This window comes from Burkholderiales bacterium, from assembly GCA_023511995.1.
Classification (GTDB): Bacteria; Pseudomonadota; Gammaproteobacteria; order Burkholderiales; family Thiobacteraceae; genus Thiobacter.
Window position 1 is genome coordinate 17706 of the sequence record JAIMAL010000001.1, and the last position, 26702, is coordinate 44407.

The following is a 26702-nucleotide window of genomic DNA, read 5'->3' on the forward strand; positions in this document are numbered from 1 at the left end:
GGTTCAGGGGGTGCATGGTAAAGCCTTTTGCCGGTCGGCGAGAAGGGGCGCGGGGCAAAAAAAACGGCCCCACGGGGGCCGCAGCCGAAGGGGTACGGCTGATCAGGGGAAGGCGGGAATGGTGGGTTCCTGGCCGCCGCTCGCCGCTTCCGGATGACGGCGGCTGATGAGTTCCCGGATTTCCCGCACCCGCCCCGCTGGGACGTCCACCATGAGCAGGATGCGCCCCTCGGCAATGGCTTTCTCGAAAGCCTTGAGGCGGGAGTTGGGCACTGAGCTTGCGATCATGCTGGACACCCAGGCGCCAAAGGCCGCCCCCAGCATGGTGGTGAGTAGCAACGTCACCAGATGCAGGGGCGTGTCGGTGGGCGGAAACAGGAGCACCGTCAGACCGGCGACGATGCCGGCCACGGCACCCACCACCAGGCCCGTTTCGGCGCCGTGGACGATGTCGGATTTCTGCAGGATGGACGCCTCGTGCAGTCCGGTGAGGGGGATGTCGTCCCGCGCCAGGAAGTGCATGTGGCGTTCCTCGATCCGGGCCAGCAGGAGGTCATCGGCCACCTGCCGGGCGCTGGCGGGGTCCGGCAGGAGGAAATAGAGTCTGCGTCGCATGGCACACTCCTTGGAAGGAAGGGCGGGCAGGGCGCCCGCACCCGGTTTGGGCAGAAGGGGGAAGCCCCGTTCTTTGTATAGTAAATTGCTCGGGAATCGCCAAGGGCTTCCCGCCCCGCGGGGGGATGCAGGAAGCCGTGATTTTTGGCAGGATTCCGCTTTTTGTCCGCGCCCCCATGGATGCCGCCAGCCGTCGCCAGGAACTCAAGCGCCGCGAACGGCAGCTTTCGCTGCTGTTGTCCAAGATCCTCAAGCGGCAACTGCCCCCCGCCGTCTATGGGGCGCTGGGTGCGCTGCGCACGGGCTTTGCCGCCTTGCGGGGGGCCGAGAACAGCCGCTTGAGCCAAGCCCTCATGGAGATGATCGAGGGCTTCGATGCCCAGGCCCTGACCCAGATCGTGCGTGCCGCCGGGGTGTATTTCAGCCTGCTCAACATCGCGGAGGAATCCATTGCTCTGAAGGAGCGGCGCCAGGCCATCCGCGCCACCGCTCACATGTGGCCCGGTTCCTTCCACGACACCCTGCTGGGCTTGCGAAAGGCGGGCTTTTCCGCAGCGCAGGTGGAAACCCTGGTCAGCCGCCTCTGCTTCATGCCGGTGATCACCGCCCATCCTTCGGAAGCCAAGCGGCGCACCATCAAGGGGGCTCTGCGCAATATCTTCCTCACCATGGAGAGCCTGAACGAGGGACGGCTGCTGCCCTTTCAGCGCGCGGAGCTCATCCAGCGCTTGACCAACCAGATCCAGATCCTGTGGAAGACGGACGAGGTGCGTGCCACGCGGCTCGACGTGCGGGATGAAATCCGCGCCGGCCTGTCGTATTTTCCCCTGTCGCTTTTCGAGGCGACGGTGCAGGTGCACCGCAACCTGCGCCGCGCCATGGGGGATGTCTATGGCGAGGCGGCCGCCGCCCGGCTGGATACGCGGCGGCTTTTGCGCTTCGGTTCCTGGATCGGCGGCGACCGGGACGGGCATCCCGGTGTCACCGCGGAGGTGACCCATCTGGCCTGGCTCATGCAGGCGCGCACTGCGCTGGAGGAGTATTCGGCGCGGCTTGCCGCCCTCTCCGAGCAGCTTTCCTACTCCCTGCGCCTGTGCCAGCCCTCGGCGGCCTTCCTCGAAAGCCTGAAGGAGGATGCCCACTATGCGGCGCTGCGCTTTGCCGCCCAGCCCAACCGCTACCAGCAGGAGCCCTACCGGCGCAAGCTGGAAATCATGCGCTACCGGGTGCGGCGCAATCTGGCCCTGGTGCAGGCCGCCATCGACGGCGAGGCGGTGGAGGGCGAGGAGCCGGGTTATGCCAGCGCCGACGGGCTTTTGCGCGATCTCTACCTCATCCGGGATTCCCTCATCCAGCACGGTGACGAAGCGGTGGCGGCGGCGGAGCTCACCGATCTCATCCGCCTCGTGGAAACCTTTGGCTTTCACCTGCTGCAACTGGACGTGCGGCAGGAGTCGGCGGTGCACACCCGGGCGGTGGCGGAAATCCTCAAGGCGGCCCTCGACGTCGATTACCTGGCGCTGGAAGAAGGGGCGAGGCTTGAACTTCTCGCCGACCTGGTGGGCCGGCCGGAGGTACTGGAGTTCGACGTGGAGAAGCTGAGCGGCGAGACCCAGGAAGCGCTGCGGGTCTTCCGCGTCATCGCCCATCACCGGCGCACGCTGGGGCCGGCCTGTTTCGGCCGTTATGTGATTTCCATGACCCACCACGCCAGCCACGTCATGGAGGTGATGTTCCTCGCTGCCCTCGCCGGGCTGGCGGGACGGGTGGCGGGCAACTGGTTCTGCCATCTGGGGGCAAGCCCCCTCTTCGAGACCATCGACGATCTCGCGCGGGTGGGGCAGGTGCTGGAACAGCTCTACGCCCTGCCCGCCTACCGGCAGCTCCTGGAGGCGTTTGGTGAAGGGCAGGAGGTGATGCTGGGCTATTCCGATTCCTGCAAGGATGGCGGCATCCTCGCCTCGGCCTGGTCCCTCTATCAGGCGCAGAAGAAGATTCTCGCCCTCTCCGACCGCTATGGCATTCCCTGTCGCCTCTTCCACGGCCGCGGCGGCACCCTGGGGCGCGGCGGCGGCCCCACCCACGAGGCCATCCTCGCCCAGCCGCCGGGCACGGTGCGCGGTGAACTCAAGCTCACCGAACAGGGCGAGGTGTTGTTCTACAAGTACAACAACATGGAAACGGCGGTCTATGAGCTCACGCTGGCGCTCACCGGCGTGCTCAAGGCGAGCACCCATCTCGTGGGCGAGGTGAGGGAGGATCGCGAGGACTATGCCCGGGTGATGGACGACATCGCCCGCGCCGGGGAGATCGCCTACCGGGCGCTCACGGAGCAGACGCCGCACTTTATGGATTACTTCTACGAGGCCACACCGGTGCAGGAAATCGGCCTGCTCAACATCGGTTCCCGCCCTTCCCACCGCCGCCAGGGCGACCGTTCCCGCGGTTCGGTGAGGGCCATCTCCTGGGTGTTCGCCTGGGCGCAGTCACGTCATGCGCTGCCGGCCTGGTATGGCATCGGCGCCGCCCTCGAAGCCTGGTGTGGTGGGGATGCGGCGCGCCTTGCCCTGCTCAAGCAGATGTACCGGGACTGGCCCTTCTTCCGCACCCTGCTTTCCAACGCCCAGATGGCGCTGGCCAAGGCCGATTTCCGCATCGCCCATGAATACGCGCGCCTGTGCAGCGACCCGGCTTACGGGGAAGGGGTGTATGGCATCATCGCCGCGGAATATGCCCGCTCGGTGCGGGAGATTCTCCGTGTGGCGCAGGCGGACACCCTGCTCGCGGATAACCCCGTCCTCGCCCTCTCCTGGGATCACCGGCGTTTCTACCTCGACCCCCTCAACTATCTGCAGACCGTGGTGTTGCGCAAATTCCGCGCTGACGGCCGCGAGGACAGTCCCTGGCTCGAGCCCCTGCTGCGCTCCATCAACGCCATCGCCGCCGGCATGCGCAACACCGGCTGAGCCCTCACTGGGAGGGATTGCGCCAGGTGTGGCGGCCGGCGCTCTTGGCCCGATACATGGCGGTATCGGCACGGGCGATCAGCGACTGGGCCTCGGTGGCGTCGTCCGGGAAAAGGGCGATGCCGATACTGACGCCGATGTGGAGCACATGGCCTGCCACCTGGAAGGGCGCGCCGATTGCCTCCAGGATTTTCTCGGCCACCCGCACGGCATCGTTACGGTGGCCGATGCCGGGGAGGATCACCGTGAATTCGTCGCCGGCGAAGCGGGCCACGGTGTCGGCTTCCCGCACACAGGAAAGAAGCCGCTCCGCCACCACCCTGAGCAGGGCATCGCCCACTTCGTGGCCGTGGATGTCGTTCACCGGTTTGAAACGGTCCAGGTCGAGGAAGAGGAGCGCCACTCTGCTGCCATTGCGACGGGCAAGCGCGAGCGCCTGCTCCAGGCGGTCGAAGAAGAGGCTGCGGTTGGGCAGTCCGGTGACGGTGTCGAAGTAGGCCAGGCGCTCGATGCGGGCCTGGGCGGCGAGGGCATCGGTGATGTCCTCGTGGGTGGCGATGAAATGCTGGATTTCGCCCCGGGCATCCCGCACCGGGGTGATGATCTGATGCACGGTGTAGAGACTGCCGTCCTTGCGCCGGTCAGTGGTTTGGCTGACGAAGGTCTGGCCGGCGAGGATGGTGGACCAGAGATTCTGGTAATAAGCCGCGTCGTGGACACCGGACTTGAAGAGGCGCGGTGTGTGGCCCAGGATTTCTTCCGGCGCATAGCCGCTCAAACGGCTGAAGGCCTCGTTCGCCCACTCAATGCGGCCCTCCCGGTCGGTGATGAAAATGGCATTGGCCGCCGTGGCAAGCGCCGTCTGCAAAAGACGCAATTGCGCCTGCTCGAAGGCGGCCGCGAGCGCCGCGGCCAGATGGGTCACCCCCCTCTGCAGCAGGTGCAAAAGCTCCGCATCGGCGAAGGCTTCGCGCGCCCTCCCATAGGCGGACAAGGCCCCCCAGATTCTGCCCCGTACCACGATGGGCAGGCTGTAGACGGCGGCCACCCCCTCCTGCCGCGCCGCCTCGCACCAAGGGGCGGGCGCGGCATCGTCGAGGTATAAAAGCTGTGCCTCGCCAAGCTCCACGGCGCGGGCGGCGGGACTTTCCTCCCCCGGCCTTTGGCCCAGGGCCTCGCGTAAGCGGGCGGCGGGCCCATTAGCGGCCATCAGGCATAGTGTGCCCTCCTGCTCCCGGCGCACGACCGCGACGAGGGCAAGCCGCAAGGTTCGGGCCACCGCCTCGCAGAAAAACTCGAGCAGGGCTTCCGGGTAGCGCCCTGCCAGGAGCTGCTCGTCCATTTCCCGCAGCAGGCATTCCATGGCAAGCCGGCGGTGGGCTTCCGTGATGTCCCGGGCATAGACGGCCACAAGACGCACACCGCCACCGTCCACGATGGGTTGCATGCGGATGAGGTAGTCGCGGCCATCGAGCGTGTCCTCAAACTGCAGCGGCTGTCCGGAGCGGGTGACTTCCGCCAGCTTGAGCTTGCGGCTTTCCGCCACCTCCGGGGGCAAAAAATCCCACAGGGGCCGGCCCACCATGGCCTGGGGCGTCTGCTTGAGGCGCTGTGCGCCGGTCCCGTTGATGGCCAGCACCTGGCCCTCGGGGCTGATGAGGAGCGCCGACTCGTTGATGGCATCGAGCAGGGCCTCGAGATCGGCCCTGCTTCGCGCCTCCGCCCGCCTTCCCTCGGCCTCCAAGGGACGTAGCACGAGCCAGCGGAGGAGCGGCAGCCCCGCCGGTAGCAGGGCCATTGCGGCGACGAGGTCAAGCCACAGGGGCGCGCCTTGTGCCGGCAGTAGCCGGTGTAGCAAAGCCAGAACCAGGAATTCCGTGAAGGCCAGGGCGAGCAGGGCCGCAGTGACGCGGAAAGCGGGGCGCGGATGAGGCATGGGGTCTCCAAATCGTCAGCAGACAATAGCGTATGCCCTGCGCTTTTCTTGAGACGGGGAACCTGGGGGCGGGTTGTTATACTAAGCACCGGAAGCAGGCCAGACAGTCGCCGGCGCCAAGGCGCCGGAGGAAAGTCCGGGCTCCACAGAGCAGGGTGCCGGCTAACGGCCGGACGCCGTGAGGCGATGGAAAGTGGCACAGAAAACAGACTGCCCAAGCCCCTTTGCGGGCCGGCGATGGTGAAAAGGTGCCCTCCGCAAGGAGGGGGCGGTGAACCCGCCGGGTAAGAGCCCACCGCGGACGTGGTAACACGGACGGCACGCCAAACCCCACCCGGAGCAAGACCAAATAGGGGAACCATGACGTGGCTCGCGTCGTTCCCGGGTAGGTCGCTCGAGCGCGGCGGCAACGTCGCGCCCAGATAGATGACTGTCCTCGACAGAACCCGGCTTATCGGCCCGCTTCCCCCCCTTTCCTCTGCCCAAGCGGTTTCCATAGGTATCAATGCCTTGCGGCTTAAACCGAACAAGCCGTCTCAGCATATTGTCCTAGCCATTTATTTTTCTTGCATTTCCGTAATCACCGGTCAGACCGCGTAAGTCTTTGTCACGCCGGGCAAATTCGTCCGTTGGCCGCCGGATTTCGGCTTGACCCCCCTGTTTTTTTCCCCTATAGTGGGCCGAAGTGGAGAAAAGTGGGGGATAGTGGGAGATGGCGCCAAAGGGGGGTCGATGTTTCGCGGCGCGACGGCGCTGAGCCTGGATGCCAAGGGGCGGCTCGCCGTCCCCGCCCGGCACCGGGAAGCCCTTCAAGTGCAGGGCGGGGGCCGGCTCGTGCTCACCGCTCATCCCCATCGTTGTCTCCTTCTCTATCCCCAGCCCGAGTGGGAACCCATCCAAGAGAAGATCATGGCCCTGCCCAGCCTGGATAAGCAGGCGAGCCTCCTGCAGCGCCTGCTCGTGGGTTTTGCCGAGGACGTGGAAATGGATGGCGCCGGCCGGGTGCTCATCTCGCCGGTGCTGCGGGAATTCGCCGGACTGGAAAAACAGGTGATGCTGGTGGGGCAGGGCAGCCATTTCGAAGTATGGAGCGAGGCGTCATGGCGCGCCCAGTTGGAGGAGGCCCTCGCCCAGGGCGACCGCGTGTTGCCGCCGGAGCTGGGGAATCTTGCCCTGTGAGGAAACCGGGCGAGCACCTGCCGGTGCTCCTTGCGGAGGCGGTGGAGGCGTTGCGGGTGAGAGAGGACGGCGTGTACGTGGATGCCACCTTTGGCCGCGGCGGTCACAGCCGGGAAATCCTGCGCCGGCTGGGTCCGCAGGGACGCCTGATCGTCTTCGACCGCGATCCGGAAGCCATTGCCGCAGCGCGAAGCCTTGCGGATCCCCGCCTGGTGGCCATCCACGCGCCCTTTTCGCAACTCAAAGCGTGCCTGCGTGAGGAGCGGGTGGAAAAGGTGGACGGGGTGTTACTGGACCTGGGGCTTTCCTCGCCGCAGCTTGACGAGGCGGGACGCGGTTTCAGCTTTCGCATGGCGGGTCCCTTGGACATGCGCATGGACCCCACCCGGGGGAGGACAGCCGCAGATTGGCTGGCCGAAGTCGATGAACGCGAATTGACAGAGGTGTTGGCCGATTATGGTGAAGAGCGGTTTGCTAAACAGGTTGCAAGAGCGATTGTTGCGGCGCGCGCGCGAGGGCCGATTGTTGACACCCGACAGCTTGCCCAGATCGTGGCTCAAGCCGTGCCCACGCGTGAGCCAGGCCAGGATCCGGCGACGCGCACCTTTCAGGCTATACGGATTTACATCAATCGGGAGCTCGAGGAGCTCTCGCTAGTGTTGCCCCAGTGTGTGGACGTGCTCCGTCCGGGTGGCCGTCTGGTGGTGATCAGCTTTCACTCCCTGGAAGACCGTATCGTCAAGCGCTTCCTGCGCACTGAAGCGCGTCCCGACACGCTGCCGCCGCGGCTTCCCCTGCGCGCCGAGGAACTGCCCAAACCGCGGCTCGTCCTGGTGGGCAAACCGGTGCGTCCTGCTCCCGCGGAAATCCAGGCCAACCCCCGCGCGCGCAGCGCCGTGATGCGGGTTGCGGAACGTACACCCTGGAGGCTTGCCGCATGATCCGCCTCAACCTGGTGCTCCTTGGCATCGTCGTCGCCTGTGCGCTCGGCGTGGTCACCTCCCAGCACAAGGCCCGGCAACTCTACGCCGAGCTGCAGCACGCCGAGGAGCAGGCCAAGAACATGAACACAGAATACGGTCAGTTGCAACTGGAACAGAGCACCTGGTCGATGCATGCGCGCATCGAGAAAATCGCCAGTGAGCGGTTGCAGATGAAGGTGCCCGAGCCTTCGCGCATCCACGTGCTTCTGCCCGCGGATGGGACGAACCCATGATGGCGCCGGCTGCCGCCCTGCCGGTGAAGCTGCCCGTGTGGCGGGCGCGGCTCCTCCTCGTCGTCCTGCTTGCCACCTTCGTCGTGCTGGCCGGACGCGCCTTCTACCTGCAGGGGGTGAACAAGGATTTTCTGCGGCAGAAAGGCGAGGCCCGCTACAGCCGCGTCATCACCCTGAAGGCCAACCGCGGCAACATCCTCGACCGCAACGGGGAACCGCTTGCCATCAGCACCCCGGTGGAATCGGTGGCGGCAAGCCCCCGCGATGTGGAAATCACGCCCCAGCAGTTGGCGCGGCTTGCGCAACTCCTCAATATGCCCGCCGCCGATCTGAAGCGCCGCCTTGCCGATGACAAACGCGACTTCGTCTATCTCAAACGCCAGTTGCCGCCGGATGTGGCGGAACGGGTGCTGAGCCTCAACATTCCCGGCATCTTCCTGCAGCGGGAGTACCGGCGCTTTTACCCCTACGGCGACCAGACGGCGCATCTCATCGGCTTCACCGATGTGGATGACCGCGGCCAGGAGGGAGTGGAGCTTGCCTTCGATGCGCGTCTTTCCGGCATCAACGGCAGCCGCCGCGTGCTCAAGGATCGCCTGGGGAACATCATCGAAGGCGTGGAAAGCATCCGCGCGCCCCAGGATGGCCAGCCGGTGACCCTTTCCATCGACCGCAACATCCAGTACCTCGCCTATCGGGAACTGGTGGCCGCGGTGGTGCAGCATCGCGCCCGGGCGGGTGCGGTGGTGGTGCTGGATGCGCGCACGGGCGAGGTGCTGGCGCTCGTCAACCAGCCCAGCTACAACCCCAACCGGCGGAGCAAGGACGTGCCGCCCGCCTACATGCGCAACCGGGCGGTGACCGATGTCTTCGAGCCGGGCTCCACCCTCAAGCCCTTCACCGCCGCCATGGCGCTGGAGGCGGATCGGGTGCGTCCGGATACCGTCATCCAGACCGCACCGGGCATCCTGACCATCGGCCCGGCCACCATCCGCGACGTGCATTCGGCGGGGGCGATCACCGTGGCCCAGGTGATCCAGAAATCCTCCAACGTGGGCGCGGCGAAGATGGCCCTCATGCTGCCCGCCGAATACATGTACGACCGTTTTCAGAAACTGGGCTTTGGCCGGCCGCCCGGCATGGGCTTTCCCGGGGAGGCGGCGGGCAGGCTGCGGCCGGCGAAGCTCTGGCGGCCCATCGAGCAGGCCACCATGTCCTACGGGCATGGCATTTCGGTGAGCCTCCTGCAGCTTGCGCGGGCCTACACCGTGTTCGCCAACGATGGGGAACTGCGGGAGCTTTCCCTGTTGCGCCTCGATCATCCCGCACCCAGCCACCGGGTGTTCTCCGCCGCCACCGCGCGGGCGGTGCGCGCCATGCTGGAGCTGGTGGTGCAGGCGGGGGGCACGGCGCCGCGGGCGCAGGTGGTGGGCTATCGGGTGGCGGGCAAGACCGGCACCGCCCACAAACTCAATGCCAATGGCACCTATGCGGAGGACCGCTACGTGGCGAGCTTCGTCGGCATGGCGCCGGCTTCCGATCCCCGCCTCATCGTCGCCGTGATGATCGACGAGCCCGGCAACGGCCAGTATTACGGCGGGCAGGTGGCCGCCCCCGTCTTCTCCCGCATCATGGCCGGAGCGCTGCGCATGCTGTCGGTACCCCCGGACAATCCGGGGGCCAACGTCTTCCCCGACTTCCCGGAAATTCAGGAGAGCACATGAGGGCGGTGGCGCGCATGGCGGAGACGGGGCGGGGCGGTGGCGGCCAGCTCGCCTTCGATTTCAAGGTGCTGGATGCCCTGGGCATTCCCGTGCACGCTGTGGCCATCGACAGCCGGCAGGTTCAGCCCGGGGATGTCTTCCTCGCCTATCCCGGGGAGACCGCCGATGGCCGGCAATTCATTCCCCAGGCCATCGCCAACGGCGCCGCGGCGGTGTTGTGGGAGCCGGAGGGGTTCACCTGGGATCCGGCCTGGCGCGTGCCCCATCTGCCCGTGGCGGGCCTGCGGCAGAAGGTGGGCTTCATCGCCGCGGAGGTCTACGGACATCCTTCCCGCGCCCTGTGGACGGTGGGCATCACCGGCACCAATGGCAAGACCTCCTGCTGCCACTGGATCGCCCAGGCCGCGACCTTCTGCGGCCGGCCCACGGCCATCATCGGCACCCTGGGCAATGGCCTGCCGGGGGCATTGAGCCCGGCCACCCACACCACGCCGGACCCGGTGACGCTGCAGAAACTTTTGCGGCAGTTCCACGATGCAGGCGTTCAGGGCGTCGCCATGGAGGTGTCCTCCCACGCCCTCGACCAGGGGCGGGTGAATGGCGTGGCCTTTGACCTGGCTGTCCTCACCAACCTCTCCCGCGATCACCTGGATTACCACGGCACCATGGAACGCTATGCGGCGGCGAAGGGTCAACTCTTCCACTGGCCGGAACTTTCCACGGCGGTGGTCAATTACGACGATGCCTGGGGGCGGGAACTTGCCGCCGACTGTCGCCGCCGGGGCACGCCGGTGGTGGACTATGGCTTCGAAGGCGGCGAGGTGCGGGGTCATCACCTGGAGGTGTCGCCGGCGGGGCTTGCCTTCGAGGTCACCACGCCCTGGGGCGAGGGCCGCGTGGAAAGCGGCATCCTCGGGCGCTTCAACGCAGCCAACCTGCTGGCGGTGGTGGCCGCCCTGGGCGCCGGGGGATTGCCCTTCGACCGCATCATCGCCGGCGTCTGTCGCCTTAAGCCGGTGCCGGGGCGCATGCAAACCCTTCGCCTGCCGGGCAAACCCCTGGTGGTGGTGGACTATGCCCACACGCCGGATGCGCTGGAAAAAGTCCTCACCACGCTGCGGGAGCTTTTGGCCGAATCCCGCGCCGCTGCGGCGGGTGCGCGGCTCATCGTCGTTTTCGGTTGTGGCGGCAACCGCGACCGCGGCAAGCGTCCCATGATGGGGGAGGTGGCCTCCCGCCTTGCCGACAGTGTGGTGGTGACCAGCGACAACCCCCGCAACGAAGACCCCGCCGCCATCATCGAGGCCATCGTCGCCGGCATGGGCGCCAATTATCACGTCATCGAGGACCGCGCCGCCGCCATCGACTACGCCATCCGCGAGGCAAGGCCGCAGGACGTGGTGCTGATCGCCGGCAAGGGCCACGAAACCTATCAGGAAATCCGCGGCACCCGGCTGCCCTTTTCCGATGTGGAAGTGGCCATGCGTGCGTTGGAGAACTGGAAATGATGAGTCTTGCGGAAGCCGCGGCAGCCCTCGATGCGGAGCGCGGTGGCGAAGACGTGACCTTCACCTCGGTGAGCACCGACAGCCGCACCCTCAAGCCGGGTGCCCTGTTCGTGGCGCTGCGGGGGCCGCGTTTCGATGGCCATGCCTTCCTCGAGGCGGCGCGCCAGGCCGGTGCGGTGGCGGCCATGGTGGACGCGCATTTCCCGCAAAGCCGGGCAGTGCTGCCTCTGCTGCGCGTGTCGGACACCCGCCTGGCTCTGGGACGGCTGGCCGCCTGGTGGCGCCGCCGTTTCGAGCTGCCCCTGGTGGCGGTGACCGGCAGCAACGGCAAGACGACGGTGAAGGAAATGATCGCCGCCATTTTGCGCACCCATTGCGGGGCCGATGAAGCGGTGCTCGCCACCGAGGGCAATCTCAACAACGACATCGGCGTGCCCCTGATGCTGTTGCGCCTGACGGCGGCGCATCGCTATGCGGTGCTGGAAATGGGCATGAACCATTTCGGCGAAATCGACTATCTGAGCCGGCTGGCGGCGCCCACGGTGGCGCTGGCGAACAACGCCCAGGCCGCGCATCTGGCCGGGGTGGGCAGCATCGAGGGTGTGGCGCGCGCCAAGGGGGAAATCTACGGTGGCCTGACCGGGACGGGGATTGCCGTCATCAATGCCGACGATGCCTTCGCCCCCCTGTGGCGCACGGCGGCCGGTGAGCGGCCACGCATCGAGTTCGGATTGGAACGGCCGGCGGCGGTCAGCGGCCGCTTCGAGGTGACGGCGGAAGGTACGCTGCTTGCACTGACCCTGCCCGCAGGCCAGGTGACCACGCGGCTTGCCGCAATGGGGGTGCACAACGTGCGCAACGCGCTGGCGGCGGCGGCGGTGGCAACCGCGCTTGGCATTCCGCCGGAGACCATCGCGGCGGGGCTTGCCCGCTTTACGCCGGTGGCGGGGCGCCTGAAGCGCAAGCGCGCGATCCTGGGCGCGACGCTGATCGATGACACCTATAACGCCAATCCCGATTCCATGCGCGCGGCCATCGACGTGCTGGCGGCGTTGCCAGGCAAACGCATCCTGGTTCTCGGCGATATGGGGGAATTGGGGGACGAGGCCTGGCGTCTGCACGGCGAGGTGGGGGCATACGCGCGCGACAAGGGGATCGATGTCCTCTTCTGCCTGGGTGAGAACGCCCGCAACATGGCGGCGCAGTTTGGCCGCCATGCCCGGCATTTCGAGCGCATCGAGGAACTGCTGGCGGACCTGGAAAACCTGCTCGGGCCCGATGTGACGGTGTTGGTCAAGGGTTCCCGCTTCATGGAGATGGAGCGGGTGGTGAAAAGCTTCGAGGTGGCCGAATAGCATGCTCCTTCTCCTTACCCAGTGGCTGGCCAGTGAGTGGCAGATCCGCGCCTTCAACGTGTTCAGCTACATCACGTTGCGGGCGGTGCTGGCCACCCTGACGGCGCTTGTCATCTCCTTCCTCATCGGGCCCCTGATGATCCGCAAGCTCACCGCCTACAAAATCGGGCAGGCGGTGCGCGACGACGGGCCGCAAAGCCACCTCGCCAAGGCGGGCACGCCCACCATGGGCGGGGCGCTGATCCTGGTGGCTATCCTCGTCTCCACCCTGCTGTGGGCGGACTTGAGCAATGCCCATGTCTGGGTCGTGTTGCTGGTCACCGCCGGCTTCGGTGCGGTCGGCTGGGTGGACGACTATCGCAAGGTGGTGCACCGCAATCCAAAGGGACTGTCGGCAAGGGCCAAGTTTTTCTGGCAGTCGGTGATTGCCCTCATCGCCGCAGCCTATCTCGCCTTCACCGCGACGCTGCCGGCACAGACGGAACTCATCGTGCCCTTCTTCAAGAACGTGGCCATCCCCCTGGGGATCACCGGCTTCATCGTGCTCGCCTATTTCGTCATCGTCGGCACCAGCAACGCGGTGAATCTCACCGATGGTCTGGATGGTCTGGCCATCATGCCCACGGTGATGGTGGCGAGCGCCCTGGCCATCTTTGCCTACGTGGCGGGCCATGCGGTCTTCGCCAGATACCTTGGCCTGCCCCATATCCCGGGGGCCGGCGAGCTCGCCGTGTTCTGCGCCGCTTTGGCGGGGGCGGGCCTTGCCTTCCTCTGGTTCAACGCTTACCCGGCGGAAGTGTTCATGGGGGATGTGGGTGCCCTCGCCCTCGGCGCTGCTCTGGGTATGGTGGCGGTGATCGTGCGCCAGGAAATCGTGCTCTTCATCATGGGCGGCGTGTTCGTGGTGGAAACCCTGTCGGTGATGCTGCAGGTGGCCTCCTACAAGCTTACCGGCAGGCGGGTGTTCCGCATGGCGCCGCTGCACCACCACTACGAACTCAAGGGTTGGAAGGAAACCCAGGTGGTGGTGCGCTTCTGGATCATCACCATGATCCTGGTCTTGATCGGGTTGTCCACGCTGAAACTGCGCTAGTCAGGGAAAGCGGCTTTTGAGGGGTTGAAAGTTAGGCGATGAATGTATCGGGCAAGAAAGTCCTGGTGCTGGGACTGGGCGAGACCGGCCGCGCCACCGCGCGCTGGCTGGCGCGCCATGGCGCCCGGCTGCGTCTTGCCGACAGCCGGCCGGATGCCCCCTATGCGGGAGCGCTCGCGCAGGAATGGCCCGCCGCGGAAGTGGTGCTCGGGCCCTTCACCGATGCGCTCTTTGCCGGTGTGGATCTGCTGGCCATCAGCCCCGGCGTGCCCCTCGCCGAGCCCCATGTGGCGCGCGCCGTGGCCGCCGGCCTGCCGGTGGTGGGCGATGTGGAACTCTTCGCAAAGGCAAGGCGCCAGGTAAGCCCCGCCGCCCGCCTGATCGCCATCACCGGCTCCAATGGCAAGACCACCGTCACCGCCATGGTGGGGGCGATGTGCCGCAAGGCGGGACTGGCCACCGTGGTGGCGGGCAACATCGGCCTGCCGGTGCTGGAAGCCCTCGGCGCCATCGAAACGGGCGCGGCCGCCCCGGACGTGTTCGTGCTGGAACTGTCCAGCTTCCAGTTGGAGACCACCGCGAGTCTCGACGCCGACGCTGCGACCGTGCTCAACGTGAGCCAGGATCACCTCGACCGCTACCGGAGCATGGCGGAGTATGCGGCGGCCAAGGCGCGCATCTTCCAGGGACGCGGCGTGCAGGTTTTGAACCGCGACGATGCACAAAGCCTTGCCATGGCCCTGCCCGGGCGGCGGGTGGTGACCTTCGGCCGCGGCCCCCATGCCACCGACTGGGGGCTTTTGCAGGCGCAAAACCGCCTCTGGCTCGCCCAGGGCGGAAAGCGGCTGCTCGCAGTGGACGAGCTCCCCCTGGCGGGCTTGCACAACGCGCTCAATGCGCTTGCCGCCCTGGCCCTGTGCCGGGCCATCGGTTGCCCTCTGCCGCCCCTCCTCGATGCGCTGCGGGAATTCGAGGGGCTGCCCCATCGCGTGCAGCGGGTGGCGGAAATCGACGGCGTGCTCTTCTACGACGATTCCAAGGGCACCAACGTGGGCGCCACCGAGGCGGCCTTGAGCGGCATGGGACGCAAGGTGGTGCTCATCGCCGGCGGCGATGGCAAGGGTCAGGATTTCTCGCCGCTGGCGGAACCCGTGGCGCGCCATGCGCGCGCAGTGGTGTTGATCGGCCGCGATGCAGGGCGGCTCGCGTCTGCGCTCGCGGACACCGGGGTGCCCCTCCTTTACGCCCGGGACATGGAAGAGGCAGTGCGGCGGGCCGCCGCGGCCGCGCGCCCGGGGGATGCGGTGTTGCTTTCGCCCGCCTGCGCCAGCTTCGACATGTTCCGCAACTATGAGCACCGCGCGGAAGTCTTCGTCGCCGCCGTGCGTGCCTTGGCGGAGGGGAGGCGGTGATGCTCTATTCCACCCCCTTCAAGGCCCAGCATGCCAAACCCGAGTACGACCAGGGGCTGCTGTGGGTGAGTCTGCTGCTGCTTGCCTTTGGCGTGGTCATGGTCTATTCCGCCTCCATTGCCATCGCCGATGCCGCCGCCTACACGGGGCACCGGGAGACCTATTTCCTGCTGCGCCACGTGCTGTATGTCCTGGTGGGGCTGGTTTTGGGTTTCATCGCCTTCCAGTTTCCCACACGGGCTTTGCAGAAACTCGCCCCCTGGCTGTTTGTTGCCGGTATCTGCCTCCTGGTGCTGGTGCTGGTGCCCGGCATCGGCCGCGAGGTGAACGGCTCGCGCCGCTGGATTTCCCTCGTTTTCTTCAACCTGCAGCCCTCCGAGCTGATGAAACTGTTCGTCGTGCTCTACGCGGCGGACTACACCGTGCGCAAAGCCGGGCACATCGAAAGTTTCACCAAGGGTTTTCTGCCCATGCTGGTGGTGATGCTCTTCATCGGTGGCCTTCTGCTGCGGGAACCCGATTTCGGCGCCTTCGCCGTGATCCTCACCATCGCCATGGGCATCCTCTTTCTTGGCGGGGTGAATGGCCGCCAGTTCGGCGCCCTCATGCTCATGCTGCTGGTGGGCTTCGTCATCGTCATCTGGAGCTCGCCCTACCGCATGCAGCGCATCATCGGCTTCATGGACCCCTGGGCCGATCCCTATGGCAAGGGCTATCAGCTCTCCCACGCCCTTATCGCCTTTGGTCGCGGCGAATGGTTCGGTGTGGGGCTGGGCGCCAGCGTGGAAAAGCTCCTCTACCTGCCTGAGGCCCACACCGACTTCCTGCTGGCGGTGGTGGCGGAGGAACTGGGCTTCGTTGGTGTCCTCGTGGTGGCGCTCGCCTTTGCCTACATCGTCCTGCGCGCCTTCGCCATCGCCCGCCAGGCGGAGCGTCTCGAGCGGCCCTTCCCGGCGCTGGTGGCCTACGGCATCGGCATCTGGATCGGGGTGCAGGTGGTCATCAACATGGGGGTGAACATGGGGCTTCTGCCCACCAAGGGGCTCACCCTGCCTCTGCTCTCCTATGGCGGTTCGGGTATCGCCGCCAACTGCGCCGCATTGGCCATCCTGCTGCGCATCGACTGGGAGTCGCGGCAGGTCCTCAAGGGGTACGCGGTATGAGCCAGGCGGCGCGCACCCTGCTGGTGATGGCCGGCGGCACCGGCGGGCATGTCTATCCCGCCCTCGCTGTGGTGGAGGTGCTGGCAGCGGAGGGCTGGCGCATCGTCTGGCTCGGCACCCGCACGGGCCTCGAGGCGCGTGTGGTGCCGGCGCGGGGCATCCCCCTTTTCCCCCTTGCCATCGGTGGCGTGCGCGGCAAGGGAGGGATGGCGCGCCTCCTCTTGCCCTTTTTCCTGCTGGTTGCCTTTTTCCAGAGTGCGCGCGTGCTCTTCAGCCAGCGCCCAGACGTGGTGCTGGGCATGGGGGGCTATGCCTCCTTCCCCGGCGGGCTCATGGCCGCCCTCTTCGCCCGTCCCCTCGTCATCCACGAGCAGAATGCCGTCGCCGGACTGGCTAACCGCATCCTCGCCTGTCTGGCTGATCGCGTGCTGGTGGGGTTCCCCCAGGCCTTCCGGGGCAGGCACGACGCGCCTATCGGCTGCGGCCGGGTGGAGACCACCTGGACGGGGAATCCGGTGCGGCAGGCCATCGCCGATCTGCCTCCCCCCGCAGCGCGCTATAGCGAACGCAGTGGTCCCCTGCGGCTCCTCGTGGTGGGGGGAAGCCTTGGCGCCAAGGCGCTCAACGACACCGTTCCCCAGGCGCTGGCCTGTCTCGATCCCCCGGCGCGGCCCGTGGTGGTGCACCAGGCGGGGGAAAAACACGTGGAGACCGTGCGCGCCACCTATGCCCGGCTGGGGGTGGCGGCGGAAGTGCTGCCCTTCATCGAGGACATGGCGGCGCGTCTTGCTGAGGCCGATCTCGTCATCTGCCGCGCCGGCGCCCTCACCATCGCCGAGCTGGCCGCGGCCGGGGTGGCAGCCGTGTTGGTGCCCTACCCCCATGCGGTGGACGACCATCAGACGGCGAATGCGGCATTCCTCGCCGAGGCGGGGGCAGCCGTGCTCCTGCCCCAGTCGGCACTCACGGTCGAGGGGCTGGCCAAGTTCATCCGGAAGGCAAGCCGCGAGCGCCTCGCCGCCATGGCGGAAAAGGCGCGCGCTGTGCATCGGGCGGATGCCGCGCAAAGGGTGGCGGCGGTGTGCCGGGAGCTTGCGCCATGAGGGCGCTTCACCCCAGGAGCATGAGGCGGGGGCTCACCGCCGGGAAGACAACGGGATGAGACACAAGGTCAAGCACATCCATTTCGTCGGTATCGGCGGCGCGGGCATGAGCGGCATCGCGGAAGTGCTGCTCAACCTGGGCTTCCGGGTGAGCGGGTCGGATCTGGCCGACACGGCCACCACCCGCCGCCTCGCACGCCAGGGGGCGAAGGTGTGCCGCGGCCACGCGCCAGAAAACGTGGGCAAGGCGGACGTGGTGGTGGTCTCCAGCGCGGTGCCGGCGGACAACCCGGAAGTGGCGGCGGCGCGCAGCCGTGGGATTCCCGTGGTGCCGCGGGCGCTGATGCTGGCCGAATTGATGCGTTTCAAGCAGGGCATTGCGGTGGCGGGCACCCATGGCAAGACCACCACCACCAGCCTGGTGGCGAGCGTCCTTGCCGAAGGGGGGCTCGATCCCACCTTCGTCATCGGCGGCCGGCTGGAGGCGGCCGGTGCCCATGCGCGTCTTGGCTCCGGTGAGTTTCTGGTGGCGGAGGCCGACGAGTCCGACGCCTCTTTTCTCCACCTGATGCCGGTGATTGCCGTGGTCACCAACATCGATGCGGATCACATGGAAACCTACGGCCACGATTTCGAGAAGCTGAAACAGGCTTTCGTCGATTTCGTGCAGCGTCTGCCCTTCTACGGGGTAGCCGTGCTCTGCGCCGATGACGCCAACGTGCGCAGCATCCTGGCGCGCATCACCAAGCCCATCGTCACCTATGGCACGGTGGAGGATGCCGACGTGCGCGCCACGGACATCCGTGCCGTGGGCGGGCAGATGCATTTCCGCCTCGTGCGGCGGGGACGACGGGAGCTGGCCATCCGCCTCAACTGTGCCGGCCGCCACAACGTGCTCAATGCCCTGGCGGCCATTACCGTCGCCCAGGAGGTGGGGGTAGCCGATGCCGCCATCAAAAAGGCGCTGCTGGAGTTCCGCGGTGTGGGCCGGCGCTTCCAGCGCTATGGGGAGATTCCGCTGGCAGGCGGGGAGAGCTTCACCCTCATCGACGACTATGGTCATCACCCGGCGGAAATGGCCGCCACCCTGGAGGCGGTGCGCGGGGCTTTCCCCGGTCGGCGGCTGGTGCTCGCCTTCCAGCCCCATCGCTATACCCGTACCCGCGATCTCTTCGAGGATTTCGTGCAGGTGCTGTCCACGGTGGATGTGCTGCTGCTGACGGAGGTCTATCCGGCCGGCGAGACCCCCATCGTCGCTGCCGACGGACGGGCACTCGCCCGCGCGGTGCGGGTGCTGGGCAAGGTGGAGCCCATCTTCGTCGAGGACGTGAAAGCGCTGGCGCAAGCCATCTGCACGGTGGTGCGTCCCAATGACGTGGTGCTCACCATGGGGGCGGGTTCCATCGGTCAGGTGCCGGCGGTGGTTGCGCTGGGTTGTGGTGTGCAGGACGTGCGGGGGGAGCTATGAGGGGCAGGCTTTACCTCAACGAGCCCATGAACCGCCACGTGAGCTGGCGCGCGGGGGGTGTGGCGCGTCGTGTCTACGTGCCTGCCGATGTGGCCGACCTCGCCGCCTTCCTGCAGACGCTGCCTGCCGGGGAGCCGGTGTTGTTCGTGGGCCTAGGTTCCAACCTCCTCGTGCGCGAGGGCGGTTTCCCCGGGACGGTGATTCTGCTCCACGCCGCCCTGAACGCCATTCACCTGGAGGGAGGCCGCATCTATGCCGAGGCAGGGGTGGCGGCTCCCAAGCTTGCCCGCTTCGCTGCGCGTCATGGATTCGAGGGCGGGGAGTTTCTCGCCGGCATCCCCGGCACCGTGGGCGGTGCGCTGGCGATGAACGCGGGCTGCTTTGGCGCGGAAACCTGGCAGATCGTGGACGAGGTGATGACCATCGACCGCAGTGGCACCCTGTGCCTGCGCAAACCCGCCGAATTCGACATCGGCTATCGCCATGTCGCCCTGCGCGGCCAGGGGGAGGAAGCGTGGTTCGTGGCCGGCTGGTTCGTGCTGCAAGCCGGCAGCGAGGCAGCGGCAAAGGAAAAAATCAAGGCGTTGCTGCAAAGGCGCATTGCCAGCCAGCCCATTTCCCTGCCCAATGCCGGCTCGGTGTTCCGCAACCCGCCGGGCGATCATGCTGCGCGCCTCATCGAGGCCTGTGGGCTCAAGGGCAGACGCATTGGTGGGGCGCAGGTCTCGGAGAAGCACGCCAATTTCATCGTCAACCTGGGTGGGGCCACGGCAAGCGACATCGAGGCGCTGATTGATCTGGTGCAGGAGACGGTGGCGATGAAAACCGGCGTGCGGCTTGCGCGCGAGGTGCGCATCGTGGGGGAAAGGGCTTCAACCACGGCCTGCGCCGAGGACACCAGAGAAAACCCAGTCGGTAATGACTCCGTGTCCCCCACGTTCCCCGGGGTGAAAGGAGCGGTCCAATGAAAGCAGACGAATTTGGCAAGGTGGCGGTGCTCCTCGGCGGGCGGTCCGCCGAGCGGGAAATTTCCTTAAAGAGCGGGGCGGCGGTGCTCGCTGCGCTCAAGGAAGCCGGTGTCGATGCCCATGCCTTCGATCCGGCCGAGGAGGAGCTTGCCGGGCTTGCCGCCTACGATCGCGTCTTCATCGCCCTGCACGGGCGCTATGGCGAGGACGGCACCATCCAGGGGCTGCTGGAGCTTTTCGGCATCCCCTATACCGGCAGCGGGGTGCTTGGCTCGGCCCTGGCCATGGACAAGTGGCGCACCAAGCTCGTGTGGCAGGCGGCGGGCATTCCCACGCCGCGCTACGCCCTCCTCGATGCCAACACGGATTTCGACGCCGTGGTGCGGGAGCTGGGCCTGCCGCTGATGGTGAAGCCGGCCTCCGAGGGCTCTTCCCTGGGCATGAGCAAGGTGATGCGGGCCGAGGATTTGCCCGCGGCTTACGCCACCGCGGCACGCCACGATTCCTTGGTGATCGCCGAGGCCTTCATCGCCGGCACGGAATATACGGCGGCCATCCTCGGCGAGCGGGTGCTGCCCTTAATCCGTCTGGAAACGCCGCGCACCTTCTACGACTACGAGGCCAAGTACTTCGCCGACGACACCCGCTATCTCTGTCCCTGTGGCCTGCCGCCGGAAAGGGAGGCGGCCCTGCAGGGCCTGGCCCTGCAGGCCTTCCGCATCCTGGGCTGCCGCGGCTGGGGACGCGCCGATTTCATCGTCGATCAGGCGGGCACGCCCTGGTTCCTGGAAATGAACACCGCCCCCGGCATGACCGATCACAGCCTGGTGCCCATGGCGGCGCGGCAGGCGGGGCTGTCCTTCACCCAACTGGTCCTGCGCATCCTGGAACTCGCCCAGGTCGGAGAAACACGGCATGTGGTTTAAGCGGGCCGACAAGGGGGATCTGGCACGGCGGCCGATGGCGGCGCCAAGCGCCAATTTCCTCGTCCTGTCCCTGTGGGATCGGGCGCAGCTCATGCTGTGGCTGGCCAACGCCCTCTATGCCCTGGCCGCCATCCTGCTCCTCTATGCCGTGCTCTTCCTCGTCATCCATCTGCCGGTCTTCCCCATCCGTCACGTGGAGGTGAAGGGCGATCTCCGCCATGTCACCTATCAGCAGGTGAGCTACATCGTCACCCGCGAGTTCAGGGGCAATTTTTTCACCCTGGATCTGGCACGGGTGACGGAAGCCTTCGAGAAACTGCCCTGGGTGCGCCATGCCAGCCTGCGCCGGCAGTGGCCGGACCGTCTGGAAGTGACCTTGGAGGAGCACGTGGCGCTCGCCCGCTGGGCGGCGGGGGGCCTGGTAAACACTCGCGGCGAAGTGTTCCAGGCCGCATCCGACGCGCCGCTGCCGGTGTTTTCCGGCCCGCCGGGCGCGGCGCAGGAGATGGCCCGCCAATACGAAATCTTCCGCACCACCCTGGCGCCGGCGGGGCTCAAGCCGGTTGCGCTTGCGCTCAACGCGCGCCGGGCCTGGCAGATCACCCTCGACAATGGCCTCACGGTCGCCCTCGGCCGGGAGCAGGTGGAGGCACGGCTTGCCCGCTTTGCCCGTTATTACGCGGCTACGGTGGGGCGCATGCCGCAGCCGGTGGCCTACGTGGACCTGCGTTATCCGAACGGCTTTGCCGTGCGTCTGCCGGCGCGGACGAAGGGGGAAGCGGGGGCAAAACAGACGGAGCAAACATAGGGATGGCCAAGGGCAAGGAACAGAAAAATCTCATCGTCGGACTGGACATCGGCACCTCCAAGGTGGTGGCGCTGGTGGCGGAAGTGCTGCCGGAAGGCCGCCTGGAGGTGGTGGGGCTGGGCGAGGCCCCGGCGCGGGGACTGAAAAAGGGGGTCGTGGTCAACATCGAATCCACGGTGAGCTCCATCCAGCGTGCGCTGGAGGATGCGGAGCTCATGGCCGACTGCAAGATTCGCGAGGTCTATACGGGGATCGCCGGCAGCCATATCAAAAGCCTCAATTCCCACGGCATGGTGGCCATCAAGGACAAGGAGGTGACGCAGGCGGACGTGGACCGGGTGATGGAAACCGCCCGGGCAGTGAACATCCCCATGGACCAGCAGATCCTGCACATCCTCACCCAGGAATTCATCATCGACGGCCAGGATGGCGTGCGGGAACCCCTGGGCATGAGCGGGGTGCGTCTGGAAGCCAAGGTGCACATCGTCACCGGCGCCGTGTCGGCGGCGCAGAACATCATCAAATGCGTCAAGCGCACCGGGCTCGAGGTGCGTGACCTCATCCTGCAGCCGCTCGCCTCCAGCATGGCGGTGCTTTCGGAAGACGAAAAAGACCTGGGGGTTTGCCTGGTGGATATCGGCGGTGGCACCAGCGACATCGCCGTCTTCACCAATGGCGCCATCCGCCACACGGCGGTGATTCCCATCGCCGGTGACCAGATCACCAACGACATCGCCATGGCACTGCGCACACCCACCAAGGAGGCGGAAGACATCAAACGCATGCATGGCTGTGCGCTGCGGCAACTGGCCAGCCCCAACGACATGATCGACGTGCCCAGTGTCGGCGAACGCGGCCCGCGGCAATTGTCGCGGCAGACGCTCGCGGAGGTGATCGAGCCCCGCGTCGAGGAACTCTTTTCCCTGGTCCAGGCGGAGCTCAGGCGCAGCGGTTTCGAGGACCTCATCTCCTCCGGCATCGTGCTCACCGGCGGCTCCAGTCTCATGCAGGGCATGGTGGAGCTGGGCGAAGAGGTTTTCCACATGCCGGTGCGGGTGGGCGTGCCCCAGTACGTGGGGGGGCTGCAGGAGGTCATCCGCAATCCGCGGTATGCCACCGGGGTGGGGCTTCTGCTCGCCGGGCTGGAACAGTACCAGCGGCACCAACTGGCGCGGCTGACGAGCTCTTCCTGGCAGCAGATTCTGGAGCGGATGAAGGCATGGTTTCAGGGGTTCTGAGGAGGGAAGGGTGATGGCGACACAGGCGCGACCGCCCTGAGGGCGCACGATTCTCTGTGGCAATGGGTTTCTTTGACTGGCTTGATGATGAGGAGGTGAACATGTTTGAAATTCTCGACAATGCATCCCAGGAGGCGGTGATCAAGGTGATCGGTGTGGGGGGCTGCGGCGGCAATGCCGTCGACCACATGATCGAAAGCGGGCTTTCCGGCGTGGAATTCATCGCTGCCAACACCGATGCCCAGGCTCTCGCCAAGAGCCGCGCGAGCCGCAAGTTGCAGATCGGTGCCTCCATCACCAAGGGACTCGGTGCGGGCGCCAATCCGGAAATCGGCCGCGAGGCGGCGCTGGAGGACCGCGAGGCGATCGCCGAGGCCATCGATGGCGCGGACATGCTCTTCATCACCGCCGGCATGGGAGGGGGTACCGGCACCGGTGCCGCTCCGGTGGTGGCCGAGGTGGCCAAGGAACTAGGCATTCTCACCGTTGCCGTGGTGACCAAGCCCTTCCAGTTCGAGGGGCGGCGGCTGAAGATCGCCCAGGCCGGCATCGAGTCCCTCTCCCACAACGTCGATTCCCTCATCATCATTCCCAACGAAAAGCTGATGCAGGTGCTGGGCGATGATGTTTCGGTGCTGGACGCCTTCCGCTCCGCCAACGATGTCCTCTACGGGGCGGTGGCCGGCATCGCGGAGGTGATCAGCTCGCCGGGTCTGGTCAACGTGGACTTCGCCGACGTGCGCACGGTGATGAGCGAGATGGGCATGGCCATGATGGGTTCGGCACGCGCCCAGGGGGCGCAGCGGGCGCGCCTTGCCGCAGAGCAGGCGGTGAAAAGTCCGCTCCTCGAGGATGTCAACCTGCACGGGGCGCGCGGCGTTCTGGTCAACATCACCGCCAACCAGTCGCTGAAGATGAAGGAGATTCACGAGGTGATGAACACCATCCGCGAGTTCACGGCGGAGGATGCAACGGTAATCTTCGGCGCGGTGTTCGACGACAGCATGAACGAGGATTTGCGCGTGACCGTGGTGGCCACGGGTCTTGGCATGCCCGCCGTGGTCAAGCAGCCCCGGCCGCAGATGCAGGTGATCCGCACCGGCACCGATCCCATGCCCTCACCCATGGCCGATGCGGTGGACTACGGTGCGCTGGAACAGCCGGCCGTCATGCGTCGCCGGCGGGATGCCACGGTGGAGGCGATGAAGGCCAACGGCGTCGATCTTCTCGACATCCCGGCCTTTCTGCGCAAGCAGGCGGACTGAAAAAGGCGGCGCGGCGGCCCCCGCCCACCGGGCGCGGCAGGCGCCCGTGCTAGAATGCGCCTCTCATTCTGCGGGGGCTTGTGTTCCTGGCCGGGAGAGGGGCGCGCGAAGCCATGCCGGCCGCGCAGTTGCCTCACAGGGGAAGGTTTTGTGCTTAGACAACGGACACTGAAGAATGCCATCCACGCCACCGGGGTGGGGCTGCACACCGGACGCAAGGTGACCCTCACCCTGCGCCCGGCGGCGCCTGACACCGGCGTGGTGTTTCGCCGCGTCGATCTGCCGGGTCTGCCGGAGATCCCGGCGGATGCGCGCCTGGTGAGCGATACCCGGCTTTGCTCCGCCATCGAGGCGGCGGGGGCCAGGGTGATGACTGTCGAGCACCTCATGGCGGCTCTCTTTGGCCTGGGGATCGACAATGTCTATGTGGAGCTCAACGGGCCGGAGGTGCCCATCATGGACGGTTCCGCCGGCCCCTTCGTCTTCCTCATCCAGTCGGCGGGGATCGAGGAACAGAACGCGCCGAAGACTTTCCTGCGTGTGCGGAAGACGGTAGAGGTGACCGAGGGGGACAAATGGGTGCGCCTTTCCCCCTACAACGGCTTCCGCGTTACCCTGAGCGTGGATTTTGCCCATCCGGTGTTCGCCGAGGGGCAGACGGTGAGCGTGGATTTCGCCGACACTTCCTTCGTGCGGGAAATCAGCCGCGCCCGCACTTTCGGCTTCATGCACGAGGTGGAGGCTTTGCGCAGCAATGGCCTGGCTTTGGGGGGCAGTCTCGACAACGCCGTGGTGATGGATGAGTTCCGCGTCCTCAACGCCGAGGGCCTGCGCTACGACGACGAGCTGGTCAAGCACAAGGCGCTGGATGCCATTGGCGATCTCTATCTTCTGGGCCATCCCCTCATCGGCGCCTTTACCGGCCACAAATCCGGCCATGCGCTCAACAACCGCCTTTGCCGGGCGTTGCTTGCCGATGAAAGTGCCTGGGAGCCCGTGCGCTTTTTGCGCGAGGAGGAGGCACCGGACGCCTTCGTCCGCCTCGCCGCGCAACCGGCGTAAGGTGCCGCCGGTGCAATGCCCCTCCTGCGCCTCTATCTGATCCTCGCGGGCCTTGCCGTGGCGGGTGCCCTGCTGCTGGGCCTTCTGCTGCGGGACCGGCGCTGGTTCCGCTTTGCCTGGCAGGTCTTCAAGTTTTCCCTGGTCCTCCTCATCCTGGTCCTGGGCGCCGCCGCCCTGACGCGGGTTTTCCTGCGCTAACGTTCCTCCCCCTTTTGTGACCGCCTTTGCCGCCGGATCAGGTTGGTGAGCGCTTCCTTCAACGGGGAGGCGTGCAGTTCCGTGGCAAGCTTTTCCAGCTGGGCAAGGGCCTGGGGCGGCAGCGGCGGCCGCGCCGGGGGCCGGGGCGCGGATGGCGTCACGTTCACTTGCACTTCGACCCTGATTGCAGTAATGTCGTGGCCCCGCTGACGAAAACTCGACAAAAGGCGGGGCAGCTGCGCCTTGAGTTTCGCCGCGGCTGCGCCGTTATCGGCATAGAGGGTGAGTGTCCCATCCTTCACCGGGCCCACCCGTGAAAACCGCGCCAGCCCCGGCGGCGCGATCGCTTCCCACACATGATTGAGGTCGGCAAGCCGCTTTGCCTCGCGGGCAAGGCGGCCAAGACCCGAAGTCGGCTCGCTCAGGAAGCCAGAGAGTTTCCGGGCCGTCATCTTGCTGTGACCGGTGCCAGGCGGGCGCAGGGCGATGCGCCGGCGGGCACGCCAGCGGAGGATGCGTCATGAATATCATCATCGTGCCCGACCGGCTCAAGCCCAGCCGCACCATCTGCCTGGGACGCTGTGGCACGGCGCTGTTGCTGGCTGGCTTCGGCGCCGTGGTGGTCCTCCTGGCGGCGCTGCTCTCTTATGTGGTGCTGTTCCATCTCGACGACGTTCCCCTGCCCTTCGCCAGAAAACTCATCCTCTCCCACCAGCTCGCGGAAACGGAAAAGAACCGTCTCCTCCTCCAGGAGAGCCTCAATGCCATGGCGGTCAAGGTGGGCGAAATGCAGGCGCAGATGATGCGTCTGGACGCCCTCGGTGAGCGGCTTGCGCGGCTTGCCGGCCTGCGCGCCGAGGAATTCCAGTTCGAGCGCAAACCCGGTCAGGGCGGCAACGTCTCCCGCACCCCCGCCCAGCCCCTCTCCGTCGATGAGTTTGCCACGGAAATCGACCGGCTGGCGCGCCACATGGACGAGCGCGCGGAACGCCTGGCGGTGATGGAATCCCTGCTCACCCGGGAGCGCGTGCGCCAGCATGCCCTGCCCAGCGCGCCGCCCGTGCCGGGTGGTTTCTTCACCTCCAATTTCGGCTGGCGCATCGATCCCTTCACCGGGCTCAGGGCCATGCATGAGGGTGTGGATTTCATGGCCCCGGTGGGCACGCCCATCCTGGCGGCGGCGGGCGGCATCGTGGTGTATTCGGATTACCATCCCGGCTATGGTAATATGATCGAAATCGACCACGGCAACGGGCTGATCAGCCGGTACGCCCATGCCGAGCGGCGTTTCGTCAGGGAAGGCGACGTGGTGCTGCGGGGGCAGAAGATCGGCGAGGTCGGCAGCACGGGCCGCTCTACCGGACCCCATCTCCACTTTGAAGTCCTCAATCGCGGCGTTCCGCAGAATCCAACCCGTTATCTGCAGCCTGCAGGCTGATTCAGTCCTTCGGCCGGGTTTTGCCGGGGTGCAGGCGGCTGCCTGCACCTCGTTTCCCATT

At 66.6% G+C, this 26702-nt stretch carries 23 protein-coding genes and 1 other RNA gene; 21 read left to right on the plus strand and 3 right to left on the minus strand.

Annotated elements, in window-relative coordinates:
- Window positions 1–102 precede the first annotated feature (102 nt).
- The gene (locus K6T56_00100; GenBank protein MCL6554740.1) at window positions 103–615 is read right to left on the minus strand and encodes a DUF1269 domain-containing protein; all 513 of its coding nucleotides are present in this window, start codon (window positions 613–615) and stop codon (window positions 103–105) included.
- A gap of 137 nt (window positions 616–752) precedes the next feature.
- On the opposite strand from K6T56_00100, the gene ppc reads away from it, so the two are divergent.
- Window positions 753–3581, plus strand: coding sequence for a phosphoenolpyruvate carboxylase (gene ppc, locus K6T56_00105; protein ID MCL6554741.1), 2829 nt, complete (start codon window positions 753–755; stop codon window positions 3579–3581).
- Between the two features lie 4 nt (window positions 3582–3585).
- On the opposite strand, the gene K6T56_00110 is transcribed toward ppc, so the two are convergent.
- Window positions 3586–5517 carry a diguanylate cyclase gene (locus K6T56_00110; GenBank protein ID MCL6554742.1) on the minus strand — a complete coding sequence of 644 codons (1932 nt, stop codon included), beginning with the start codon at window positions 5515–5517 and terminating at the stop codon, window positions 3586–3588.
- 91 nt (window positions 5518–5608) lie between these two features.
- Here K6T56_00110 and rnpB point away from each other — a divergent pair.
- The 19 genes from rnpB to K6T56_00205 all read left to right on the plus strand — a co-directional run bounded on the left by rnpB (window position 5609) and on the right by K6T56_00205 (window position 25203).
- Window positions 5609–5987, plus strand: an RNA gene (gene rnpB, locus K6T56_00115) — RNase P RNA component class A.
- Between the two features lie 262 nt (window positions 5988–6249).
- Window positions 6250–6696: a division/cell wall cluster transcriptional repressor MraZ gene (gene mraZ / locus K6T56_00120; protein ID MCL6554743.1), complete on the plus strand. Its 447-nt coding sequence runs from the start codon at window positions 6250–6252 to the stop codon at window positions 6694–6696.
- The gene (gene rsmH / locus K6T56_00125) at window positions 6618–7637 is read left to right on the plus strand and encodes a 16S rRNA (cytosine(1402)-N(4))-methyltransferase RsmH (GenBank protein MCL6554744.1); all 1020 of its coding nucleotides are present in this window, start codon (window positions 6618–6620) and stop codon (window positions 7635–7637) included. The genes mraZ and rsmH overlap by 79 nt, the downstream gene beginning before the upstream one ends.
- The gene (gene ftsL, locus K6T56_00130) at window positions 7634–7912 is read left to right on the plus strand and encodes a cell division protein FtsL (protein ID MCL6554745.1); all 279 of its coding nucleotides are present in this window, start codon (window positions 7634–7636) and stop codon (window positions 7910–7912) included. Before rsmH ends, ftsL begins: the two co-directional genes overlap by 4 nt.
- The gene (locus K6T56_00135; GenBank protein ID MCL6554746.1) at window positions 7909–9636 is read left to right on the plus strand and encodes a penicillin-binding protein 2; all 1728 of its coding nucleotides are present in this window, start codon (window positions 7909–7911) and stop codon (window positions 9634–9636) included. The genes ftsL and K6T56_00135 overlap by 4 nt, the downstream gene beginning before the upstream one ends.
- Window positions 9633–11144 (plus strand): UDP-N-acetylmuramoyl-L-alanyl-D-glutamate--2,6-diaminopimelate ligase, encoded by a 1512-nt coding sequence (locus K6T56_00140; GenBank protein ID MCL6554747.1) that lies wholly within the window; start codon window positions 9633–9635, stop codon window positions 11142–11144. The genes K6T56_00135 and K6T56_00140 overlap by 4 nt, the downstream gene beginning before the upstream one ends.
- Complete coding sequence (gene murF / locus K6T56_00145; protein ID MCL6554748.1) at window positions 11135–12499, plus strand: UDP-N-acetylmuramoyl-tripeptide--D-alanyl-D-alanine ligase; 1365 nt, start codon at window positions 11135–11137, stop codon at window positions 12497–12499. The genes K6T56_00140 and murF overlap by 10 nt, the downstream gene beginning before the upstream one ends.
- Window position 12500: 1 nt before the next feature.
- Complete coding sequence (mraY, locus tag K6T56_00150; protein ID MCL6554749.1) at window positions 12501–13592, plus strand: phospho-N-acetylmuramoyl-pentapeptide-transferase; 1092 nt, start codon at window positions 12501–12503, stop codon at window positions 13590–13592.
- A 38-nt stretch (window positions 13593–13630) separates the two neighbouring features.
- On the plus strand, window positions 13631–15004 hold the full coding sequence (gene murD / locus K6T56_00155) for a UDP-N-acetylmuramoyl-L-alanine--D-glutamate ligase (protein ID MCL6554750.1): 1374 nt from the start codon (window positions 13631–13633) through the stop codon (window positions 15002–15004).
- A complete protein-coding gene (ftsW, locus tag K6T56_00160; protein MCL6554751.1) occupies window positions 15004–16167 on the plus strand; it encodes a putative lipid II flippase FtsW in 1164 nt (387 codons plus the stop codon). Before murD ends, ftsW begins: the two co-directional genes overlap by 1 nt.
- Window positions 16164–17270: an undecaprenyldiphospho-muramoylpentapeptide beta-N-acetylglucosaminyltransferase gene (gene murG / locus K6T56_00165; protein ID MCL6554752.1), complete on the plus strand. Its 1107-nt coding sequence runs from the start codon at window positions 16164–16166 to the stop codon at window positions 17268–17270. The genes ftsW and murG overlap by 4 nt, the downstream gene beginning before the upstream one ends.
- A gap of 55 nt (window positions 17271–17325) precedes the next feature.
- Entirely contained in the window at window positions 17326–18738 is a 1413-nt protein-coding gene (gene murC / locus K6T56_00170; GenBank protein MCL6554753.1) for a UDP-N-acetylmuramate--L-alanine ligase, read from the plus strand.
- Window positions 18735–19706 (plus strand): UDP-N-acetylmuramate dehydrogenase, encoded by a 972-nt coding sequence (murB, locus tag K6T56_00175; GenBank protein ID MCL6554754.1) that lies wholly within the window; start codon window positions 18735–18737, stop codon window positions 19704–19706. Before murC ends, murB begins: the two co-directional genes overlap by 4 nt.
- Entirely contained in the window at window positions 19703–20632 is a 930-nt protein-coding gene (locus K6T56_00180) for a D-alanine--D-alanine ligase (protein MCL6554755.1), read from the plus strand. The genes murB and K6T56_00180 overlap by 4 nt, the downstream gene beginning before the upstream one ends.
- Window positions 20622–21440, plus strand: a complete 819-nt coding sequence (locus tag K6T56_00185) for a cell division protein FtsQ/DivIB (GenBank protein ID MCL6554756.1) — start codon at window positions 20622–20624, stop codon at window positions 21438–21440. Before K6T56_00180 ends, K6T56_00185 begins: the two co-directional genes overlap by 11 nt.
- Before the next feature lie 2 nt (window positions 21441–21442).
- Entirely contained in the window at window positions 21443–22678 is a 1236-nt protein-coding gene (ftsA, locus tag K6T56_00190; protein MCL6554757.1) for a cell division protein FtsA, read from the plus strand.
- A 101-nt stretch (window positions 22679–22779) separates the two neighbouring features.
- Complete coding sequence (ftsZ, locus tag K6T56_00195) at window positions 22780–23943, plus strand: cell division protein FtsZ (GenBank protein ID MCL6554758.1); 1164 nt, start codon at window positions 22780–22782, stop codon at window positions 23941–23943.
- 150 nt (window positions 23944–24093) lie between these two features.
- Complete coding sequence (gene lpxC, locus K6T56_00200; GenBank protein ID MCL6554759.1) at window positions 24094–25005, plus strand: UDP-3-O-acyl-N-acetylglucosamine deacetylase; 912 nt, start codon at window positions 24094–24096, stop codon at window positions 25003–25005.
- Between the two features lie 15 nt (window positions 25006–25020).
- Window positions 25021–25203: a hypothetical protein gene (locus K6T56_00205; protein MCL6554760.1), complete on the plus strand. Its 183-nt coding sequence runs from the start codon at window positions 25021–25023 to the stop codon at window positions 25201–25203.
- Here the strand turns inward: K6T56_00205 and K6T56_00210 are convergent.
- Complete coding sequence (locus K6T56_00210) at window positions 25200–25655, minus strand: DUF721 domain-containing protein (GenBank protein MCL6554761.1); 456 nt, start codon at window positions 25653–25655, stop codon at window positions 25200–25202. The genes K6T56_00205 and K6T56_00210 overlap by 4 nt on opposite strands.
- Window positions 25656–25723: 68 nt before the next feature.
- Here K6T56_00210 and K6T56_00215 point away from each other — a divergent pair, with 68 nt between their 5' ends.
- Complete coding sequence (locus K6T56_00215; GenBank protein ID MCL6554762.1) at window positions 25724–26641, plus strand: M23 family metallopeptidase; 918 nt, start codon at window positions 25724–25726, stop codon at window positions 26639–26641.
- Window positions 26642–26702: the final 61 nt, after the last annotated feature.

Coding starts and splice junctions, on each gene's coding strand:
- K6T56_00100 (MCL6554740.1), bottom strand. CDS start 615: ATGCGACGCAGACTCTATTTCCTCCTGCCGGACCCCGCCAGCGCCCGG.
- K6T56_00110 (MCL6554742.1), bottom strand. CDS start 5,517: ATGCCTCATCCGCGCCCCGCTTTCCGCGTCACTGCGGCCCTGCTCGCC.
- mraZ (MCL6554743.1), top strand. CDS start 6,250: ATGTTTCGCGGCGCGACGGCGCTGAGCCTGGATGCCAAGGGGCGGCTC.
- rsmH (MCL6554744.1), top strand. CDS start 6,618: ATGGCGCGCCCAGTTGGAGGAGGCCCTCGCCCAGGGCGACCGCGTGTT.
- ftsL (MCL6554745.1), top strand. CDS start 7,634: ATGATCCGCCTCAACCTGGTGCTCCTTGGCATCGTCGTCGCCTGTGCG.
- K6T56_00135 (MCL6554746.1), top strand. CDS start 7,909: ATGATGGCGCCGGCTGCCGCCCTGCCGGTGAAGCTGCCCGTGTGGCGG.
- K6T56_00140 (MCL6554747.1), top strand. CDS start 9,633: ATGAGGGCGGTGGCGCGCATGGCGGAGACGGGGCGGGGCGGTGGCGGC.
- mraY (MCL6554749.1), top strand. CDS start 12,501: ATGCTCCTTCTCCTTACCCAGTGGCTGGCCAGTGAGTGGCAGATCCGC.
- murD (MCL6554750.1), top strand. CDS start 13,631: ATGAATGTATCGGGCAAGAAAGTCCTGGTGCTGGGACTGGGCGAGACC.
- ftsW (MCL6554751.1), top strand. CDS start 15,004: ATGCTCTATTCCACCCCCTTCAAGGCCCAGCATGCCAAACCCGAGTAC.
- murG (MCL6554752.1), top strand. CDS start 16,164: ATGAGCCAGGCGGCGCGCACCCTGCTGGTGATGGCCGGCGGCACCGGC.
- murC (MCL6554753.1), top strand. CDS start 17,326: ATGAGACACAAGGTCAAGCACATCCATTTCGTCGGTATCGGCGGCGCG.
- murB (MCL6554754.1), top strand. CDS start 18,735: ATGAGGGGCAGGCTTTACCTCAACGAGCCCATGAACCGCCACGTGAGC.
- K6T56_00180 (MCL6554755.1), top strand. CDS start 19,703: ATGAAAGCAGACGAATTTGGCAAGGTGGCGGTGCTCCTCGGCGGGCGG.
- K6T56_00185 (MCL6554756.1), top strand. CDS start 20,622: ATGTGGTTTAAGCGGGCCGACAAGGGGGATCTGGCACGGCGGCCGATG.
- ftsA (MCL6554757.1), top strand. CDS start 21,443: ATGGCCAAGGGCAAGGAACAGAAAAATCTCATCGTCGGACTGGACATC.
- ftsZ (MCL6554758.1), top strand. CDS start 22,780: ATGTTTGAAATTCTCGACAATGCATCCCAGGAGGCGGTGATCAAGGTG.
- K6T56_00205 (MCL6554760.1), top strand. CDS start 25,021: ATGCCCCTCCTGCGCCTCTATCTGATCCTCGCGGGCCTTGCCGTGGCG.
- K6T56_00210 (MCL6554761.1), bottom strand. CDS start 25,655: ATGACGGCCCGGAAACTCTCTGGCTTCCTGAGCGAGCCGACTTCGGGT.
- K6T56_00215 (MCL6554762.1), top strand. CDS start 25,724: ATGAATATCATCATCGTGCCCGACCGGCTCAAGCCCAGCCGCACCATC.